Genomic DNA, 19,288 nt, shown 5'->3' on the forward strand with positions numbered 1-19,288 from the left:
CATGAACACGAAGACCGAGCGCTCGATCCGCCTTCCTCTCGTCGCAACCCTTGCGGCCGCGATCGCCGTCGTGCTGCTGCTTGCCTTCCGCGGCTGGATGGAAAACGGCGCCGAGATGTTCCTGGCACTCGCCCAGTCCGGCCTTTCCTGGTGTTTTTAGCGCGGACACGCTTCTAAGTTTTGCCCCTTACCCTTACCCTCTCCCTGCTTGCGGGAAGAAGGGACGAAAGCGAGCGAAACGTCGCCGTGCGGTTCTTCTGCGGTGGGTGTTGGCGCACTGAGGCTCATTGTCGGAGCGGGAGGTGGCCGTGCGGTCCCTTCTCCCCGTCACGACGAAGGTCGCGGCAGCGGGATGAGTGGCAGCCGCCCGACAAAATGCTCACCCCGCTGTCACAACCTGCGGCAATTGTCCCATTTGCGCGGGGTCCGTGAAGGCGGTATCAAGGGCCTATCAACCGGACACGGCCGTCTTCGGCCCCAACAAAATCGGTAGCACGCATGAAAACCATCCGCATCGTCCTCTGGGCCGCCGTCGTCGTCATGGCGGGCATCCTGGGCTGGCTGACCTATGAAATGACCCAGTCGAAAGAGCAGGCCGCCTCCGGCCCGTTCGGCGTGCCCTTCACGCTGGTTGCCCAGGACGGCAAGGAAATCACCGAGAAGGCCTTCACCGGCAAGCCGACCGCGCTCTTCTTCGGCTTTACCCATTGCCCCGAGGTCTGCCCGACGACACTGTTCGAACTGAACGGCTGGCTGGAAAAGGTCGACCCCGAAGGCAACAAGCTGCAAGCCTATTTCATCACCGTCGACCCTGAGCGCGACACGCCCGAAATCCTCGGCCAGTACGTCTCCAACGTCTCCAAGCGCATCACCGGCATTTCCGGCCCGGCCGACAAGGTCATGGAGATGGTCAAGGGCTTCCGCGTCTACGCCAAGAAGGTTCCGGTCGACGCCGCAAAGCCCGACGGCGACTACACCATGGACCACACCGCATCGGTGTTCCTGCTCGACGCCAACGGCAAGTTCTCCGGCACCATCGCCTACGAGGAAAACCCGGAGACGGCGGTAAAGAAGCTGGAAAACCTGACCAAGGGCTGAGCCCTTCGATCCTGACCTGAAGATGCAAGCGCCGGCCCCGTCCGGCGCTTTGCCTTTGTAGGGCAATCGTGATAGCGCACAGCACACGATTGCCGACGCTTGAGCGCACCCCTTTCAGGGCTTGGTGCGGGCGGCGGATTTGCCAGCCGAAGGACGGACCCTTGAGCGAGATCAGACTTTTCGTCACCACCACCGAGAAGCAGGCGGAAGCCGTGCTCGACCGCATGAGCGAGGTCTTCGGCGAAGAGGACTATGCCATCGGCACGACGGAAGTCGACGAGAAGCGCGACATCTGGGAAGCCTCGATCTACATGATGATGGTCGACGAGGAGAGCGTGGGCGAACGTCTCACCGAAGCGCTCTCCGAAAACTTCGCTCATCTCCCGATCGAGCGCGAAGTGCTGCCGGATATCGACTGGATCGCCAAGTCACTCGAGGGCCTGGCGCCGGTGCGCGCCGGCCGCTTCGTCGTGCACGGCTCGCATGACCGCGACAAGGTCAAGACCGGCGAAATCGCCATCGAGATCGACGCCGGCCAGGCCTTCGGCACCGGCCATCACGGCACCACCGCCGGCTGCCTCGAAGTGCTGGCGACCGTCGCGCGCACCCGCACGGTGCGCAACGTGCTCGATCTCGGCACCGGCAGCGGCGTGCTGGCGATCGCCGCCTGGAAACTGATGCACGTGCCGGTCCTTGCCACCGACATCGACCCGATCGCCACCCGCGTCGCCGAAGAAAACGCCCGGGTCAACGGCGTCGTTACCGGCATGACCTTTGCGACCGCCCCTGGCTTTCATTCGACGGCCTTCAGCACCAACGGCCCCTTCGATCTGATCATCGCCAACATCCTCGCCCGCCCCTTGATGAAGATGGCGCCGCAGCTCGTCGCCAACCTCGCCCCCGGCGGCTCGGTCATTCTCTCGGGCATTCTCGCCGAACAGCGCTGGAAAGTGCTCGCCCATTACAACGGCCAGCATCTGCGCCACGTGCGCACCATCTGGCGCAACGGCTGGGTGACGATTCATCTGGAGAAGTAAGCCGCTCCACACGGAGGTGACACATCGACGGCAGACTTCAATGAGAAGCTGCCGACACCGAGGTGCGCGGCCTACCCCTTTGCCGGACCGGAGGACGGAGCGATAAGCGCTCCTGCTTTGCGGAAGCCACTCAGCCAAAGTTCCGCATCTTCAGGCAAGGCGCACATCTTCGCCGTGTTTCGAGCATAGACTTCCGTGTCAAACGCTTGCGGCATTGCGTGCATTATGGCTGCCGCCTCCTCGGCTCGGCCAAGCTGGGCCAGACACGCCGCCTGGTTCAGCCTGAAGAAGATCGGCGGATCGATAAGGCTTCCGTAGGCTGCCAGCGCCGCATCGAACCGGCGCACCAGATAGTGGCAATCGCCGAGACTGGAGAGGAACGCCGGCGGCAGGAGCGGCTCGAACTTGCAGCCCCGTTCGACAAGAGCCAACCCTTCTTCGTGTAGCCCCGCATAGGAAACGATCATGCCTCGGGCAACGAGACCGTTGATATCGCGCGGGCTCATCGAGATCGCGATGCCCGAGTAGCGCATGGCGTCGTCAACTCTCCCGACCAACAGCAAGCAGGCGGCAACGGTGGAAAGCACGAATGGATCGTTCTTGTCGGCAGCGATTGCTCGCGCTGCGAACTCCTGGCACTCGGCCTCAAGCTTGGCATCCGTCGCCGCGTTCGGCTCGCTGAACCGCCAATAGGCATAAAGCAGCGCCAGCGAGGCGAGTGCGGGCGCATAGGCCGGGTCGAGGACAATCGCCTGCTGCATGTGTTCGCGCGCACCCGGTTCGTCTCCATTGCGCCAGGCGGCCCCTGCCCGCAGCCACGATGTATAGGCAGAGATGTTCGTCTTGGCGCTCCTGGCACGAACGACACCCGCAACCTCTTGCAGATTGAAGAACAGCCGCGCGACGATCGCCTCCACGATTTCATCCTGAACCGCAAAGATGTCGGCCATTTCGCGATCGAACCGCTCGGCAAAGACGTTTGCACCGGTCTGTGCTTCGATCAATTGCACCGAGGCGCGCAGGCGCTGGCCGGCCAGCCGGACACTGCCTTCAAGCACGAAGTCTGCGCCAAGTTCTTGCCCCACGTTCGCCGCGTTTACCGATTGCCCCCTGTAACTCGAGGTGGTGTTTCTGGCGACGACAGAGAGATTTCGGAATCGACTCAACTCGGTGATCATGTCCTCGGTAATGCCGTCGGCGAAGTAGTCCTGGTCCGCATTACCCGACATGTTTGTGAAGGGAAGAACCGCGATGGTGGTAAATTCCTTGCCGCGGGAAGGCGGCACCCCCGCGAGCGGACGTGCCGTTTCCATCCCGAAGGTCCGGACGGGTGCCGCAATGTTCTTGAGCTGCACCAGTCCCAGATCCTTCATCACGACGGGGATTTTGCCTTGAATCTCATTGTGAACCTTTTCCGACATGCAGAGGCCACCGGGCTCGGCCAACGCCTCCAGCCGAGCGGCGATGTTGACGCCCTCGCCATAGATGTCGGAGCCCTCGCCGATCACATCGCCCATGTTGATGCCGATGCGGAGCAAGATCTGGCGAGATTCGGAAACGCCGGCATTCGCCTCCTTCATCTTTCGCTGGAGTTCAATGGCCGCCTCAGCGGCGTCCACCGCGCTGGCGAACTCAACCAGTACACCGTCACCCATCAATTTGACGATGCGTCCTCCGTGCGCCTTAACAACGGGATCGAGCACGTGGTTTCGTCGTTGCTTCAACGTTTCGTACGTTCCGGCCTCGTCGGCTTCCATCATGCGGGAGTAGCCGACCACGTCGGCAACGAGGATCGCAACCAAGCGACGGTGGATGGGCTTCTCGACCACGCTCCCAGCTCTCCTCCGGGTGATGCACCCCGTTCGGAAATCGAACGTCTCCCACAATATCGGATTATGACGTGCAGCTAAATCACCCCGCCGCACGCACGCGAATGCGGCGCGTCAGCCGCAAGGCAAAGTGGGAAAAACGAAAAGGCCGCCTCGTCCATCATGACGGGCGGCCTTTCGAAACTAAGGCGATGCCAGAGGCATCGCCTGCTGGTTGGCTTGTGGCCAACCATGCCCGCGAGCCTGAGGAGGAGGAGTGCTCGAGCGGGCGTCTACCGTTCCGAAGCTGACCACCCTTGAGGGAGGAGGAGAACAGAGTGACCAACTATTCTCGGAACCGCAGCTTTTTGAACCACCGGATGTTCGTCCGTGTTCGTTGAGGCGGCTTATAAACTATTATTCCGATAGAGAAAGAGTTTTCTGAGCATGGGTGCCATGCGCTGAGCGCATATGTATGGTAAATGAGCAATTGCCCTCCTATCAGGGTGCAACCGCAGCGTTGCGCGGGCCGGGGATCAGGCCACCCTGCAGGATATCGCCTCTTTCCCGGCAAGGGCGATTTCCGCTAACATAGCCCATCTTTTCCCGCGGTTTGCCGCTCAATCTACCGGAATTCCCTCATGTTTCAGTCATTTGAAGTCACCTCCACGCCGCAGTTCGGCAAGGAGCGCACCGAAGCCCTGCGCGCGTCCTTCGCAGCCCTCGGCATCGACGGCTTTCTCGTGCCGCGCGCCGACGAGTTCCAGGGCGAGTATGTGCCGGCCTCCTCCGAGCGCCTGTCCTGGCTCACCGGCTTTACCGGCTCGGCCGGCGTCGCCCTCATCACGCAGCGTGAAGCGGTCGTCTTCGTCGATGGCCGCTACGTCACGCAATTGAAGGAGCAGGTCGACGGCGCGGTCTTTACCGGTGGCGACCTCATCGGCGAGCCGCCGCATCTCTGGTTGGAAAACCATGGAGCCAAGGGCTTCAAGCTCGGCATCGATCCCTGGGTCCACACCGGCGCCGAAGTGCGCCGGCTGGAAAAGGCGCTCGCTTCCCTCGGCGGTTCGCTCGTCTTCCTCGATCACAACCCGCTCGACAGGATCTGGACGAACCGTCCGGCTGCCCCGCTCGGGAAGGTGACGATCCAGCCGATCGAACATGCGGGCACGCTTGCCAAGGACAAGATCGCGACGATCGCAGCCGGCCTTTCCAAGACGGGCGCCGAAGCCGTCGTGCTGACCGACCCCTCGTCCGTCGCCTGGACATTCAACATCCGCGGGTCCGACGTGCCGCACACGCCGCATCCGCTGGCCCGCGCCATCATCCACGCCGACGGCCGCGCCGAACTTTTCCTCGACAAGCGCAAGACCGGCATCGAGCAGGAGGCCTACCTCACCCAGATCGCCGACATCGTCGCACCGTCGACCTTCGACGACCGTCTGCGGGCTCTCGGCACCGCCGGCGCCTCCGTCATGATCGATCCCGATCTCGCCTCCTTCGCCATTTCCGAACTGATCCGCGCCAAGGGCGGCAAGGTCGTCGAAGCGGTCGATCCCGCCCGCCTGCCCCGCGCCCAGAAGAACACGGCCGAGATCGAAGGCTCGAGCCGCGCCCATCTGCAGGATGGTGCGGCCATGGTCGAGTTCCTCACCTGGCTCGACAGCCAACAGCCCGGCACAGTCACCGAGATCGGTGCCACCAACCAGCTGGAAGCCGCCCGCGCCACCGTCGGCGAGCGCATGCAGAACCCGCTGAAGGACATCTCCTTCGACACCATCTCCGGCGCCGGCGCGCACGCGGCGATCATGCACTACCGCGTCACCACGGCCACCGACCAGGCAATCGAAGCGGGCACCATGTTCCTGATCGATTCCGGCGCGCAGTATATCAACGGCACCACCGACATCACCCGCACGGTGGCCGTCGGCGCCGTGCCTGAAGAGCAGAAACGCTTCTTCACCCTGGTGCTGAAGGGCATGATTGCGATCAGCACGGCGCGCTTCCCCAAGGGCTCGCGCGGCGTGGATCTCGACCCCTTGGCGCGCATCGCGCTCTGGAAGGCGGGCGCCGACTATGCCCACGGCACCGGCCACGGCGTCGGCTCCTATCTCTCGGTGCATGAAGGCCCGCAGCGCATCGCCCGTCTTTCGACGCAGGAACTGCTGGCCGGCATGATCCTTTCCAACGAGCCCGGCTACTACCGCCCCGGCGCCTTCGGCATCCGCATCGAGAACCTCATCGTGGTGCAGCCGGCAACGATGGTTGATGGCGGCGACCTGCCGATGCTCGGCTTCGACACGATCACCTACTGCCCGATCGATCGCCGCCTGGTGCTGCCGGCGCTTCTGACCGACGAGGAACTCGCCTGGCTTAACGCCTATCACGCCGAGACGCGCGAAAAGTTGATGCCGCTGCTGGCCAGCGACGAGACGCGCGCCTGGCTGAAGGCCGCAACGGAAGCGCTGTCACGCTGAGTCATGCTCTCTGCTGGGCTCCTGCTGTCGCGGGGGCCCATAAAACGAGCCGTCGCGCAGCCGATAGCGTGCTGCGCCCTCACCCGCCAGACCTTGGCTCCGGACGTCCTGGTCTCTCGTTCAGATGCCCAGAAGCTTCTTCGCTTCGCCAAGCGTTGCCTCCGAGGCGGCGTGATCGCCAGCCTGGTGCTGTGCCTCACCCTTGGTGCGCAATTCCTTGACCTTGGCCATGTCGGCATCGGACAAGGAAGCGGTCTGCATGGCCGCATCGATCGCCTTCATCATGGTCGGGCATTGATTGGCAAAGGCCGTTGCCGGCGCGAGCGCCAGCAAAAGGGCAATAGAGATCCTGGTCAACATGGTCGCTCCTCCACTGCCGGGAGGCTTCATGCTGCGGTGACGTCGTACGCCACCTAACGAGGGGGGATATGTCCTGCCTCTCCGGCAACGGCAGAGATGATAGTCCAGGATGCGCGCGCCGCCAATCGAAACGGGCGCAACACATCCGTCCACGGCTTCGCACACCACCGCGGACGGGCGTCCTACATCACCAGATGCCGGATCACCATGACCACCACCCAGCCGATGACGAGCATGCGCAGTGTTGAGAGATTCAGCCCAAGCGCGATGGCAAAGGCGACGAACATGGCGATCGTCACGTCGAGCCCGCCATAGACGAAGGCCGGCGCCACCAGCGTCGTCAGAACGGCTGCGGGAACGGCGTTGAGCGCCGCCTCCAGCCGCGGCGGGATCTCTTTCATCTGGGTGATCAGGATATAGCCGCCGACACGCGTCAGGAAGGTCGCAACGGCCGCCGCGATGATCAGGTAGATGAGGTTCAGGTGTTGCGGATCCATGTTCACGCCTCCTTCTCGACACCCGTCGGTGCCACTGCCCGCTCGCTTGGCGGCAGACAGGCGGCAAGAATGATGCCGGCTAGTGCTCCGATGCTGACATGCCATGGCGAGCCGACGAAATGCATGCCGGCGACGGATGCAAGCCCCGAGACGATGACGATCGGCAGGAACCGGTCACGCTTGCGGAAGCCCATGACGAGACCCATGAAATAGACCGGCAGCAGGACATCAAGGCCGATCGCCTTGGGGTCACCGATCATCTGCCCGAAGATCGCGCCGACCAGCGTGTTGATGATCCACGGGATGTAGATCACGAGACCGAAGCCGAGATACCAGGCAAAGGTGATCGGCAAGCCGCGCTCGCCGCGCTTTTCGGTCTCGGCATATTGCGGATCGACCAGCAGGAAGAAGGCGAGGAACTTCTGCCCGAAGGTGAAGTGCCGGACATATTTGGCGATCGAGGCCGAATAGAGCACGTGGCGGAAGTTGACCGCAAAGACGGAGAGCACCACCAGCCAGGGCTGGACGTGATTGCCGAAGAGCTCGATGCCGACCATCTGGCTAGCGCCGGCATAGACGGTCGCGCTCATGAACACCGCATCGGCAATGGTGAAGCCATTGTCGACCGCAAGCGCCCCGAACAGCGCACCGAAGGGCGATGCTGCCAGCATGATGGGAAAGCCGCCGCGGACCCCTTCCCAGAATTCATCTTTTTTCATGGAAACCTCCGCCGGCCGAGGCGATGACGCGCCATGCGGCCGGTGCCGGACTGATAGGCGCTTGCGCCCCCGGCAACAATTCAAATGCGCTGATACAATGATTGAATTTTATGATGCCTCGGCGAACGAGGCTTGAACAAAAGGCGCACCGATCAGGAAAACGATGCGCTTTATCGCTTGGAATAAGCGCCGGCGCGGGCCAGCCGCCCCTTACTTCTTGACCTGGAACGTATGCTCGATGCCGGGGAACGTGCGCGCCTTCACCTCGTTCGCATACTCCTCGGCAGCCTTCGAGATCGCCGGCGCCAACTCGGCAAAATGCTTGACGAAGCGTGGCTTGAAGTCGTTGAAGAGGCCGAGCATGTCGTCGGAGACGAGGATCTGGCCGTCGCAGGCAGGCGACGCGCCGATGCCGATCGTCGGCGAGCGCAGCTCCGCGGTAATGTCGCGGGCCACCGGCTCGACCGTGCCCTCGATGACGATGCCAAACGCTCCGGCATCGTCGATCGCCTTGGCGTCGCGGCGGATCTTTGCCACTTCCTTGTCGTTGCGGCCGACCGAGCGATAACCGCCGGTCGTGTTGACGAGCTGCGGCATCAAGCCGACATGGCCGAGCACCGGAATGCCGCGGCTGACGAGAAACTCGACCGTCTCGGCCATCTCCGCCCCGCCCTCGAGTTTCACTGCGCTGCAGCCGGTTTCCTTGAGGATACGCGCCGCACTGCGGAACGCCTGCTCCTTCGATTCCTGGTAGGAGCCGAAGGGCATGTCGATGACGACGCAGGCCTGCTGCGAGCCGCGCATGACCGCTTGGCCATGGGCGATCATCATTTCCAGCGTCACGCCGACGGTCGTGTCGAGGCCATAGAGCACCATGCCGACGGAATCGCCGACCAGCAGAAAGTCCACATGCGGATCGAGCAGCCGCGCAATCGGCGTCGTATAGGCCGTGAGGCTGACGATCGGGCGCTCGCCCTTCAGCGCTTCGATGTTGGCGGGGCTGAGCCGGCGCTTGGCGGTCTGCACGCTCATGTCAGGCAACCTTTGCAAATGATGCGGATTTCGGGGCGATCACGCGATTGTCGAGCAGCTTCGTCGTGCCGAAGCGGACGAAGAGCAGAAGCAGCACCGGCCGGTCGCCGATCGTTTCGATCGTCTCCAGCGTCTCGGGATCGCGCACCGCTACGACCTCGGGCTTCGCCAAGGGCTCGCTCGCCAGAAACTCGGTCACGGCCTTTTCGAGTTCGACGACATCGCTGACGCCGGAGGCAACGAGGTGCTGCGCCTCATCCAGCGCCTTCGGCACGATCGCCGCGGCACGCCGCTCTTCGGCCGTCAGGTAGACATTGCGCGACGAGCAGGCGAGCCCGTCGGCCTCGCGCACCGTCGGCACGCCGATCACGGTCACCGGCTGGGCGAGATCGTCCACCATGCGGCGGATGATCTGCAGCTGCTGGAAATCCTTCTCGCCGAAATAGGCGCGATCGGGCCCAACGATGTTGAAGAGCTTGGTGACGACGGTGGCAACACCGGCGAAATGACCGGGGCGCACGGAGCCCTCGAGCTCGCTGCCAAGCGTCGGCACGTCGACGACCGTTTCCATCGGTCGCGGATACATGTCGGCAACACCGGGGGCAAAGAGATAGTCGACGCTGCCCGCTTCGAGCATCGCCTGGTCGCGGGCGAGATCGCGCGGATATTTGGAAAGATCCTCGTTGGCGCCGAACTGCAGCGGATTGACGAAGATGCTGGCGACGACGACGTCGTTTTCCTCGCGGGCCCGGCGCATCAGCTCCATATGGCCGACATGCAGGTAGCCCATGGTCGGCACGAAGCCGACCGTCTTGCCGGCGCGTCTATGCTCGGCAAGCGCTGCACGCAGCTCGGCGATGGTGGTGAAAGTCTTCATCTCCGGACCCTCCAATCCGCGCCGGCGCCCTGCCCTTTGGGATGCTGGTGCGCTGCCTTCGCAGATGGCCGCGACCTGCTCCGCGAAAAGGCATTTGCATAAAATTCGGCTGCAATCCTCTATCTTGTGCAGCGCAAAAAAACAATCGGATTGATGACAGCTTGGTGACGCTCAGCCGCGCTTGACTTCCACCGGCAGCCTGTCACGGTTGGCGATCGACGCCACATGCAACCCACGCTGGAGAGCAAGATGAAACCCTGCCTGCGCCTTCTCGGCGTTCTCGTCCCGACGCTTGCCTTCGCCGCTGCGGCCGAAGCAAAAATCCCGCTGGTCAACGCCACCTGCCCCGGCAAGATCGAGGTCCATGCCGACGAAGGCGGCCCGATCTACATCAACGGCAAGGAAGCCAAGCTCAAGGTGTTCAACGAGAACTACTACGAAGCGCACGGCGCCGGCGTCACCATCTCGCTCAGCATCAATCCCGACGGCTCGCCGAGCGTGTCCTACACCGGCAAGGGCGGCGCCAACGGCGTGTGCACGGTGAAGTGACAATAACATCGAGCAGCGGCGCGCGCCCTTGGGGCCGCTCGCAGCCGCTAGCACCGTCGATCCTATTTGCAGCATCGAAGCAGGTCTCGCTCCGCTTGAAGACCTGTAGTTGCACCCCACATCAGCCCGGCTCAAAAAATCTTTGAGCCGGTGTCGGGATCGTCGACCGGCATTCGTCCTTAGGGCAACTCCAGGAAAAGTGCGACGCAGTTTTCCGTCCGGAGTTGCGTCAATCAAAGAGTTAGATCGCTTCGTGGTTTCGCCGAAACAACGAAGTGATCAGATCCGTAAAACACGAAATCCATTCCAAGGAGCATTTCATGCGCATGATTTTCGTAAACCTGCCGGTCAAGGATCTGAAGGCCTCGCGCGCGTTCTTCGCCGCCCTCGGCTTCACCTTCAACGAGCAGTTCTCCGACGACACCGCCGCCTGCACGGTGATCTCGGACAATATTTTCGTCATGCTTCTGACCGAGCCGAAGTTCCGCGACTTCATCACCGGCGAGATCAGCGACGCCCGGAAAGGAACCGAGGTCATTACCGCCCTTTCCGCGTCCAGCCGCGCTGAATGCGACGACATGCTCGCCAAGGCGCTCGCTGCCGGCGCCAAGCCCTGGAAGCCGGCTCTCGACTACGGCTTCATGTACGGCATTTCCTTCCAGGACCTCGACGGTCACGTCTGGGAATTCATGTGGATGGACCAGGAAGCCGCCCAGCAGCAGGCCTCCTGATCTCGCGCAGTGCCCCGAACTTTGCGCCTGCCGCCAAAAGCGGCGGGCGTTTTTGTGTGATGGAATGATCGCAGTGCCCGCCAAAGCTTCCGGTCGGCGCCCGATTTGAGAAGAAAGCGACCGGTGAATCCGATAGTTGGGACGGGATACGAATGGCGAGCGACGCGCAGCTTCGCTTGCAAGCATTGAGAATGAGGAACCCCATGTCCACGAAGGTCGAAGCCAAGCATTGGTCCAAGGTCGAGCTCTTGCATGAGACAGTGCGCAACCCGAACATTCACGTGCGCGGCAGCAACAGCTACTACAGCAACGCCTGGACCGGATCCTTCGAGGAAAGTGTCGTTCGCTACCTCTATGGCGACGAATACAGCCTCAGGGCCTGGGAACCGCAATGGCCAATCGATCAACTGCTGATCGGCGACTATGTCGCGATTGGCGCCGAGGCGGTGATCCTCATGGGCGGCAACCACACCCATCGCACCGATTGGGTTAGCCTCTATCCCTTCCTCGATGTGATCGGCGAAGCCTATGTCGGCAAGGGCGACACCGTCATCGGCGACGGCGCCTGGATCGGCATGCGCGCCATGATCATGCCGGGTGTGACGCTCGGCGAAGGCGCCGTCATCGCGTCGGGTGCCATCGTGACGAAGGACGTTGCGCCCTACACCATCGTTGCGGGGAACCCTGCCCGCCCCGTGCGCCAGCGTTTCCCCGCGACCGATGTCGAGACGCTGATTGCGCTCGGCATCTACCAGTGGGAACGGTCGAAGTTCGACGCGCTGCGCCGTTTCATCTGCGCCGACGATATTGCCGCCCTGAAAGCCGCCTCCGAAGAGTACGACAGCAGGCAGGCGTAACGACGCTCTGCCGATTGCATGCAACCGGCGGGGATTACCCGCCGATCAGCGCCAGCCACTCGTCCTCGTCCATGGTCGCGACGCCGAGTTCGCGGGCCTTGTCGAGCTTGGAGCCGGCACCCGGTCCGGCAACGACGATGTCGGTCTTCTTCGACACGGAACCTGCCACCTTGGCGCCGAGGCTCTCGGCCTTGGCCTTGGCTTCATCGCGCGTCATCTTTTCGAGCGAACCGGTGAAGACGACAGTCTTGCCGGCGACCGGGCTGTCTGAGGCAACCGGTGCTTCCGCTGCCTCCGGCGTCACCTCCGACAACAGCCGGGTGACGACTTCGAGGTTGCGCGGCTCCTTGTAGAACTCGACGATGGCACGGGCGACCACCTCGCCGATGCCGTCGATGCTGTTGAGTTCATTCCAGGCGTCGCCCGTAAACGTCGACGCGTCGCGCATCGCCTCGCCGAAGTGCTCGTAGGTGCCATAGGAACGCGCCAGCAGCTTTGCCGTCGTCTCGCCCACATGGCGAATGCCGAGCGCATAGATGAAACGCTGCAGCGCGATCGAACGGCGCGTATTGATGGCGTCGTAAAGCTTGCGCACGCTGACGCGGCCGAAGCCGTCGATGTTTTCGAGCTTGGTGAGCGACGCCTCCTGGCGTTTCTCCAGCGTGAAGATATCCGGCGCCGTGCGGATCATCAGCGTCGGGTCTTCGCTTTCGAAGAAGAACTCGATCTGCTTCGAACCGAGGCCCTCGATGTCGTAGGCGTTGCGCGAGACGAAGTGCTTCAGGTGCTCGACGGCCTGCGCGCGGCAGACGAAACCGCCGGTGCAGCGGCGCACCGCATCTACTTTGCCGGTCTTCTCGTTGATGTCGCGCACCGCATGGCTGCCGCAGACCGGGCATGTGGTCGGGAAGCGATAGGGCTCGCTCCCCGCCTTGCGCTCGTCCATGACCACGTCGACGATCTGTGGAATGACGTCGCCGGCGCGCTGGACGATCACCATGTCGCCGATGCGGATGTCGCGGCCCTCGCGGATCGCCTCGCCCGAATTACCGAGACCCTTGATGTAATCCTCGTTGTGCAGCGTCGCGTTGGTGACGACGACGCCACCGACCGTGATCGGCTCAAGGCGTGCCACCGGCGTCAGCGCGCCGGTACGGCCGACCTGGATGTCGATCGCCGTCAGCCGGGTGAAGGCCTGCTCGGCAGGAAACTTGTGCGCGGTTGCCCAGCGCGGCGAGCGCGAACGGAAGCCGAGGCGGGCCTGCAGGTCGAGCCGGTCGACCTTGTAGACGACGCCGTCGATATCGTAGTCGAGATCCGGCCGTTCGCGCTCGATGTGGTGGTAATGCTCCAGCAGCGCGTCGGCCGAGGAGAGCCGCTGCATCAGCGGGTTAACCGGGAAGCCCCAGCTCTTGAACACCTCGACCATGCCCATCTGCGTGTCGGCGGGCATTTCCGAGATCTCGCCCCAGGCATAGGCAAAGAAACGCAGCTTGCGGCTCGCCGTCACCTTGGCGTCGAGCTGGCGCAGCGAGCCCGAAGCGGTGTTGCGCGGGTTGACATAGAGCGGCTTGCCGAGCGCCGCCATCTCGGCGTTGAGCGCGGCAAAGTCCGATTTCGCCATATAGATTTCGCCGCGCACCTCGACGACATCGGGCGCACCTGCCGGCAGCGTCTGCGGGATCATGCCGATGGTGCGGATATTGGCGGTGACGTTTTCGCCAGTCGTGCCGTCGCCGCGGGTCGCGGCCGTCACCAGCCGGCGGTTCTCATAGCGCAGCGACATGGAGAGCCCGTCGATCTTCGGCTCGGCGGTAAAGGCGATGGAGTTGTCCGGCAATTGGCCGAGGAAACGATAGACCGAGGCGACGAAATCGCGCGCGTCCTCGTCGGAAAACGTGTTGTCAAGCGACAGCATCGGCCGGGCGTGCACGACCGGCTGGAAGGTGACGGAGGGTGCAGCACCCACCTTCTTCGAGGGGCTGTCGTCGCGGATGAGTACCGGAAAGCGCTGCTCGATCGCGTCGTTGCGCCGCTTCAGCGCGTCATAGTCCGCATCCGAAATCTCCGGCGCGTCCTGGCCATGATAAAGCGCGTCATGGCGCGCAAGCTCGGCCGCGAGAAAGGCAAGCTCTTCGGCCGCTTCCGTTTCATTGAGATTCTCGACGGGTTTCAATTCTTGGGACATGCGCGACGACTCCGGATTCGAAGTCGTTTTGTAGAGCAACTGATGGGAAAGAAAAGACCGTCCGGCGCCGTCAGCTCACGCGCCAGTGGCATTGACGGCCCCCGGCGCGAGCCCGACAAGCGGCCTGACATCCAGTTCGCACCAGCGTTCATAGCGCCTCTGATAACGGCAGCGGATGGCCTCGAGATCCTTTTTCTGGACACCACGCTTGCAGTAGATCCATTTGCCTTCCGCCTGGCCACGCATCACCCGGCTCACCGGCTGCAGACCGAACATCTTCAGGATCGCGGCCCCGCCCTTGTCCCAGCCGATGCTGTAGATGTCGATGCCGTCGGGCGGGAACGTGTGGTGTTCGAGGATCGCCGAAACCGTCGCCCAGACGAGAATGCCGTTCTGCCTGCGGCGCTCGGCGCGCATGGAATCGAGCAGGAAGCTCATATTGAGGATGGTCGCGAGATAGACGACCTTCGCCTTTCGCGCCTGCGGATGGGCAAGCAGCCCGCTCGCCAGCAGGTTGCCGAAGGCATAATGCCCCTGCAGGAACAGTTTGAAGTGGTTCTTCTCGAAGGCGTAGTAGTCGATGAAGCCGAAGATGTTGCCGTCGAGGTCCTGCAGGCAGATCAGGCTGTAGGGGTCGGAATGGAACGCCCTCATATCCTCTTCGGGATCGATCGCGCCGCTGCGAAACACATCCTGTGCCTTGCGGACCACCTCATAGGCAACCGCCGTCGGCGCCGGGACGCGGACAAGATAGGAACGGTCCCCGTGCGCACAGGGCGCCACAAGCGCCAATGGCGTGACTTCGTCCGCGTTCGGCGGCTGAGGATCGGCCTCCTCCTCCGCCAGCCCGACCTGCGAGGCGTGTCGCAGCCTTGCGACAAGAGTTGCTGCAGTCACGGCGATCGCAATGCACGCGAACACCCCGAAGCCACCCAGTTCCTGGTTCGCTTCCTTTATCGTCAGGATAAGGCCGGCATAGGCGAGCGCGATGAGCAGGATCAGTTCCGGATGCGCACGCATCTGCGCAAACCGGATCTCCAGTCTATGCTCAAGTTTCTCCCACATGCCCGAAGTGCCCCAACCGCAGAGGAAATAGAACACGGGTGCAGCGGCGCAACAATTCAACCAAAAGGCTTAGGAAGCCCAAGACCGTGGGTTCAGATGAACATTCTGAGGACATCGCATCCTTCAGCCGCCAATGCTTCCACTTGGCGCCAGGATGATCTAGCCGTTGCCGGAAAGCAAGCGAGCGGCAGCCGCCCTCGCCTCTTCGGTGATCGAGGCGCCGGCAAGCATGCGGGCGATTTCCTCGGTGCGCGCCTTGTCGTCCATGCGGGCGACACGGGTGGAAATCATCTCGGCCTTCTCGGTCGAAGGACCCTTGGAGATCAGAAGATGCGTTGCCGCACGGGCCGCGACCTGCGGCGCGTGGGTGACGGAGAGCACCTGCACCGTTGCCGAGAGCCGCTTCAGCCGCTGGCCGATAGCATCGGCCACCGCACCGCCGACACCGGTGTCGATTTCATCAAAGACGAGCGTCGGCGCCGAGCCGCGATCGGCAAGCGCCACCTTCAACGCCAGCAGGAAGCGCGAAAGTTCGCCGCCGGAAGCCACCTTCATGATCGGGCCCGGCCGCGTGCCGGGGTTGGTCTGGACGTGGAACTCGACGAGGTCGATACCGTCGACCGTCGGCAGCGACGGATCGCTTTGCACCTCGACCATGAAGCGTGCCCGCTCGAGCTTCAACGCCGGCAGCTCGGCCATGACAGCGTCGGAAAGCGCGGTCGCGGTATGGCGACGCTTTTCGGAGAGCGAGCGCGCCGAAGCGTCGAACGCCACCCGTGCCACGCCGACTTGTGCATCGAGCTGCTTCAGCTTTTCCTCGCCGGCATCGAGATCGGCGAGATCGGAAATCATGCGAACCGCGAGTGCCGGCAGTTCCGTGACCGGAACCGAATATTTGCGGCTGGCGGCGCGCAGCGCGAACAGCCGCTCCTCCACCCGCTCCAATTCCTTCGGATCGAACTCCGTGTTGCGCAACGCCCGCTCGACCGACATCTGCGCGTCCGAAAGCTGGTTGAGCGCACCGTCGAGCAACTCGACCGTTTCTTCGAGCAGGCCCGGCGCCTCCTGGCTCTTGCGCTCGAGACGGCGCACGAGTGAGGCGATCAGCGGAACCGGCGAAGCGTTGCCGTTCAGGAACTCCGAGGCCTCGTTGATGTCGCCGGCGATGCGCTCGGCCTTCATCATCCGCGCCCGGTTCTCGGCAAGCTCGTCCTCTTCGCCGTCGCGGGGGCTGAGCTTCTCCAGTTCTTCGACCGAAGACCGAAGGTAGTCCGCCTCGCGCGCGGCCGCCTCGACCCGCTCGCGGTGCTTCTTCAGGCCGCGCTCGGCATCCTTCCAGGCGCGATAGAGTTCGCTCACATGTGCCGCTTCTTCGGCGGTGCCACCGAAGGCGTCGAGAAGCGTGCGGTGCGCATCGATATCGACGAGCGCGCGGTCATCGTGCTGTCCGTGAATTTCGACCAGCGTCTGGCCGAGCTGGCGCATCAGCTGGACGCTGATCGGCTGGTCGTTGACATAGGCCTTGGTGCGGCCGTCGGCCGACTGCACGCGACGAAAGATCAGGTCGCCGTCGTCGTCGATGCCGTTTTCCCTGAGCATCAGCCGCGCCGAATGCCCCATCGGCACGTCGAAGACCGCCGTCACCTGCCCCTTGTCGGAATCGTGGCGGACGAGCGAGCCATCGCCGCGCCCGCCAAGGGCGAGCGACAGGCTGTCGAGAAGGATGGACTTGCCGGCCCCGGTTTCACCGGTCAGCACCGAGAGCCCGGCGTCGAAATTGAGATCGAGCCGTTCAATCAGGACGATATCGCGGATCGAAAGCTGGGCAAGCATCCGGGGTTATATCTTCCTTGAAGGGCGCCGATAGATATCAGGCGCCGACGAGTTTCTTGGCGGCGCGCGAAATCCAGGAGTTGCCGCTTTCACGCGGCTCAAGGCCACCCGACTGCAGCAGCTTGAAGCTATCGTTGTACCACTGGCTGTCCGGGTAGTTGTGACCGAGAACGGCGGCAGCGGTCTGCGCCTCCTGAGTCACGCCCATCGCGAAATAGGCTTCCGTCAGGCGCGCCAGCGCTTCTTCAACCTGGTTGGTGTTCGGATACTGCTCGACGACGACGCGGAAACGCGACACGGCGGCAAGGTATTCCTTGCGCTCGAGATAGTAGCGGCCGACCTGCATCTCCTTGCCGGCCAGCTGGTCGCGGGCAAAGCGGATCTTCGACTTGGCGTCGTCGACATATTCGGAGTCCGGGTAGCGGTCTACGACCGCCTGCATGGCCTCGATCGCCTTGAAGGCCGGCTTCTGGTCCTGCGTCACCGCCGGGATCTGCTTGGTATAGGCGAGACCCTGGATGTACTGCGCATAGGCCGCGTCTTCCGACTGCGGATAAAGATTGAGGTAGCGGCCGGTGGCGTTGATCGCCTCCTGGTACTGACCGTTACGGTAAGAAACGAAAGCGTTCATGACCAGCGCCTTGCGGGCATATTCCGAGAACGGATGCTGGCGGTCGAGCGCTTCGAACTTGCGCGCCGCCTCCGTCGTCTTGCCGGCATTGAGGTTGGCGAGGCCCTGATTGTAGAGCACTTCCGGCGGATCGGTTTCGGCCGTCAGCTTGGTGATGTCGATATCGGGATCGTTCTGGCAGGCGGTAATCAGGGCGCTGCCGGCAACGGCCGCGACAATGACGGCGGCGACGCGCGCTGACTTTTTCAAATCCACAGAAACTGCAAGAACCATCGGATATTCCCGTTCCATTCTGCGGGCATGCACCCCGCCAGACATGCGCTTTTAGAGCAAGTTACCTTGAGACCGCAACGTCATGATCGGTGATTCATGCAAATTTGTGGCAGCTCTATCATGAAAATGCCGGCCTTTCGGCCGGCGACTGGAGGAGATGATGACTTTTCTTGTTATGCGGACCAGGGCGCGAAGCCCGGAGCTGCCACTGCAACCATATCGCGCGCGCGGGTACGCTGGCGCGGGGTTGCCGTTTCGACGACTTCGTAGGCCGTCGGGTCGCTGAGAAGTGCCTTCAGCGCGTTGGCGTTCATCTTGTGGCCGCCGCGGTACGAGCGGTAGCAGCCGATGAACGGCGCGCCGGCGAGCGAGAGGTCGCCAACCGCATCGAGCGTCTTGTGGCGCACGAATTCGTCGGTGTAGCGCAGGCCCTCGACGTTGATCACCGTGTTGTCGTCGGAAATGACGACGGAGTTTTCGAGCGAGGAGCCGAGCGCAAAACCAGCCGCCCAGAGGCGTTCGACATCGCGCATGAAGCCGAAGGTGCGGGCACGCGACAGCTCGCGCTTGAAGACCGAAGGCGTCATGTCGCCCTTCCAGGCCTGGCGGCCGATCAGCGGGCAATCGAAATCGATCTCGACCTCGAAGCGCATGCCGTCATAGGGCGTGAACTCCGACCAGGAGGCACCCGATTCGATGCGCACCGGCTTGACGATGCGGATGTAGCGACGCTTGACCGCAAGGGCGCGAACGCCCACCTGCTCGATCGCGTCGATGAAGGGTTCGGAGCTGCCGTCCATGATCGGCATTTCGGCGCCGTGCACTTCGACCGTGAGGTTGTCGAGGCCGAGCGCGTAGATCGCCGCCATCACATGCTCGATCGTGGCGATCGAAGTCGCCGGCGACATGCCGAGAACGGTGCAGAGATCGGTGTTGCCGACCTGCGAGGAAACCGCCTTGTATTCGCTGACCCGGCCGTTGGAGAGAACGCGCTGGAAAACGATGCCCGCATCGGCTTCGGCCGGATGGAAGGTGATCGACACTTCCGCACCGGAATGAACGCCAATTCCCTTGAGCGTTACCGGGCTTGCAATCGTCGTCTGAAACCCGAGCAATTCGATTCCCATTCTCGTCACTTTCAATACCTGTGGCCAATGGCCAAAACCTGCTGGTGGACGCAACGATCTTCAGGGCACAAGAAAGATGCCCGAGAGTCCCGGCTCAACGACCGGTCCTCTGCGTTTCGAACAGACAGC

At 62.9% G+C, this 19,288-nt stretch carries 18 protein-coding genes; 7 read left to right on the plus strand and 11 right to left on the minus strand.

The genetic code is table 11. The features are described from left to right. The first annotated feature begins 1 nt into the window (after position 1). The 3 genes from BLU15_RS39435 (at position 2) to BLU15_RS03495 (ending at position 2,135) form a co-directional block, all read left to right on the plus strand. On the plus strand, positions 2 to 160 hold the full coding sequence (locus BLU15_RS39435) for a hypothetical protein (protein ID WP_034792531.1): 159 nt from the start codon (positions 2 to 4) through the stop codon (positions 158 to 160). 338 nt (positions 161 to 498) lie between these two features. Then, complete coding sequence (locus BLU15_RS03490) at positions 499 to 1,098, plus strand: SCO family protein (RefSeq protein ID WP_060582701.1); 600 nt, start codon at positions 499 to 501, stop codon at positions 1,096 to 1,098. 161 nt (positions 1,099 to 1,259) lie between these two features. Further along, entirely contained in the window at positions 1,260 to 2,135 is an 876-nt protein-coding gene (locus tag BLU15_RS03495) for a 50S ribosomal protein L11 methyltransferase (protein WP_034792526.1), read from the plus strand. Positions 2,136 to 2,206: 71 nt separating this feature from the next. Here BLU15_RS03495 and BLU15_RS03500 read toward each other — a convergent pair whose 3' ends face one another. Further along, complete coding sequence (locus tag BLU15_RS03500) at positions 2,207 to 3,964, minus strand: adenylate/guanylate cyclase domain-containing protein (RefSeq protein ID WP_089043449.1); 1,758 nt, start codon at positions 3,962 to 3,964, stop codon at positions 2,207 to 2,209. 620 nt (positions 3,965 to 4,584) lie between these two features. On the opposite strand from BLU15_RS03500, the gene BLU15_RS03510 reads away from it, so the two are divergent. Then, on the plus strand, positions 4,585 to 6,420 hold the full coding sequence (locus tag BLU15_RS03510; RefSeq protein ID WP_090294309.1) for an aminopeptidase P family protein: 1,836 nt from the start codon (positions 4,585 to 4,587) through the stop codon (positions 6,418 to 6,420). A 120-nt stretch (positions 6,421 to 6,540) separates the two neighbouring features. On the opposite strand, the gene BLU15_RS03515 is transcribed toward BLU15_RS03510, so the two are convergent. The 5 genes from BLU15_RS03515 to panC all read right to left on the minus strand — a co-directional run bounded on the left by BLU15_RS03515 (position 6,541) and on the right by panC (position 9,905). After that, entirely contained in the window at positions 6,541 to 6,780 is a 240-nt protein-coding gene (locus tag BLU15_RS03515; RefSeq protein WP_034792522.1) for a hypothetical protein, read from the minus strand. Between the two features lie 182 nt (positions 6,781 to 6,962). Continuing rightward, entirely contained in the window at positions 6,963 to 7,277 is a 315-nt protein-coding gene (locus BLU15_RS03520) for an AzlD family protein (RefSeq protein ID WP_034792520.1), read from the minus strand. A 2-nt stretch (positions 7,278 to 7,279) separates the two neighbouring features. Next, a complete protein-coding gene (locus BLU15_RS03525) occupies positions 7,280 to 7,996 on the minus strand; it encodes an AzlC family ABC transporter permease (RefSeq protein ID WP_034792518.1) in 717 nt (238 codons plus the stop codon). Between the two features lie 210 nt (positions 7,997 to 8,206). Next, positions 8,207 to 9,028: a 3-methyl-2-oxobutanoate hydroxymethyltransferase gene (panB, locus tag BLU15_RS03530; protein WP_034792516.1), complete on the minus strand. Its 822-nt coding sequence runs from the start codon at positions 9,026 to 9,028 to the stop codon at positions 8,207 to 8,209. 1 nt (position 9,029) lies between these two features. Continuing rightward, positions 9,030 to 9,905, minus strand: a complete 876-nt coding sequence (panC, locus tag BLU15_RS03535) for a pantoate--beta-alanine ligase (protein ID WP_034792514.1) — start codon at positions 9,903 to 9,905, stop codon at positions 9,030 to 9,032. A gap of 249 nt (positions 9,906 to 10,154) precedes the next feature. Between panC and BLU15_RS03540 the strand changes: the two genes are divergently transcribed. The 3 genes from BLU15_RS03540 to BLU15_RS03550 all read left to right on the plus strand — a co-directional run bounded on the left by BLU15_RS03540 (position 10,155) and on the right by BLU15_RS03550 (position 12,042). Continuing rightward, positions 10,155 to 10,454 carry a hypothetical protein gene (locus BLU15_RS03540; protein WP_060515939.1) on the plus strand — a complete coding sequence of 100 codons (300 nt, stop codon included), beginning with the start codon at positions 10,155 to 10,157 and terminating at the stop codon, positions 10,452 to 10,454. A 320-nt stretch (positions 10,455 to 10,774) separates the two neighbouring features. Further along, positions 10,775 to 11,185 carry a VOC family protein gene (locus BLU15_RS03545; protein WP_060515938.1) on the plus strand — a complete coding sequence of 137 codons (411 nt, stop codon included), beginning with the start codon at positions 10,775 to 10,777 and terminating at the stop codon, positions 11,183 to 11,185. Positions 11,186 to 11,388: 203 nt separating this feature from the next. Then, entirely contained in the window at positions 11,389 to 12,042 is a 654-nt protein-coding gene (locus BLU15_RS03550; RefSeq protein WP_060528756.1) for a CatB-related O-acetyltransferase, read from the plus strand. 34 nt (positions 12,043 to 12,076) lie between these two features. Here BLU15_RS03550 and ligA read toward each other — a convergent pair whose 3' ends face one another. From ligA to lpxC, 5 genes are all read right to left on the minus strand, one after another. Further along, positions 12,077 to 14,230 carry an NAD-dependent DNA ligase LigA gene (ligA, locus tag BLU15_RS03555; RefSeq protein WP_090294466.1) on the minus strand — a complete coding sequence of 718 codons (2,154 nt, stop codon included), beginning with the start codon at positions 14,228 to 14,230 and terminating at the stop codon, positions 12,077 to 12,079. A gap of 75 nt (positions 14,231 to 14,305) precedes the next feature. Beyond that, on the minus strand, positions 14,306 to 15,295 hold the full coding sequence (locus BLU15_RS03560) for a hypothetical protein (protein ID WP_113080892.1): 990 nt from the start codon (positions 15,293 to 15,295) through the stop codon (positions 14,306 to 14,308). Positions 15,296 to 15,454: 159 nt separating this feature from the next. Continuing rightward, positions 15,455 to 17,128 carry a DNA repair protein RecN gene (gene recN / locus BLU15_RS03565; protein ID WP_090294310.1) on the minus strand — a complete coding sequence of 558 codons (1,674 nt, stop codon included), beginning with the start codon at positions 17,126 to 17,128 and terminating at the stop codon, positions 15,455 to 15,457. A 37-nt stretch (positions 17,129 to 17,165) separates the two neighbouring features. Further along, positions 17,166 to 18,032: an outer membrane protein assembly factor BamD gene (locus tag BLU15_RS03570; RefSeq protein ID WP_034792504.1), complete on the minus strand. Its 867-nt coding sequence runs from the start codon at positions 18,030 to 18,032 to the stop codon at positions 17,166 to 17,168. Between the two features lie 173 nt (positions 18,033 to 18,205). Further along, complete coding sequence (gene lpxC / locus BLU15_RS03575; RefSeq protein ID WP_034792502.1) at positions 18,206 to 19,159, minus strand: UDP-3-O-acyl-N-acetylglucosamine deacetylase; 954 nt, start codon at positions 19,157 to 19,159, stop codon at positions 18,206 to 18,208. Between the last annotated feature and the right edge of the window lie 129 nt (positions 19,160 to 19,288).

Origin of the sequence: Ensifer sp. YR511 (genome assembly GCF_900103045.1) — a bacterium.
Lineage (GTDB): Bacteria > Pseudomonadota > Alphaproteobacteria > Rhizobiales > Rhizobiaceae > Ensifer > Ensifer adhaerens.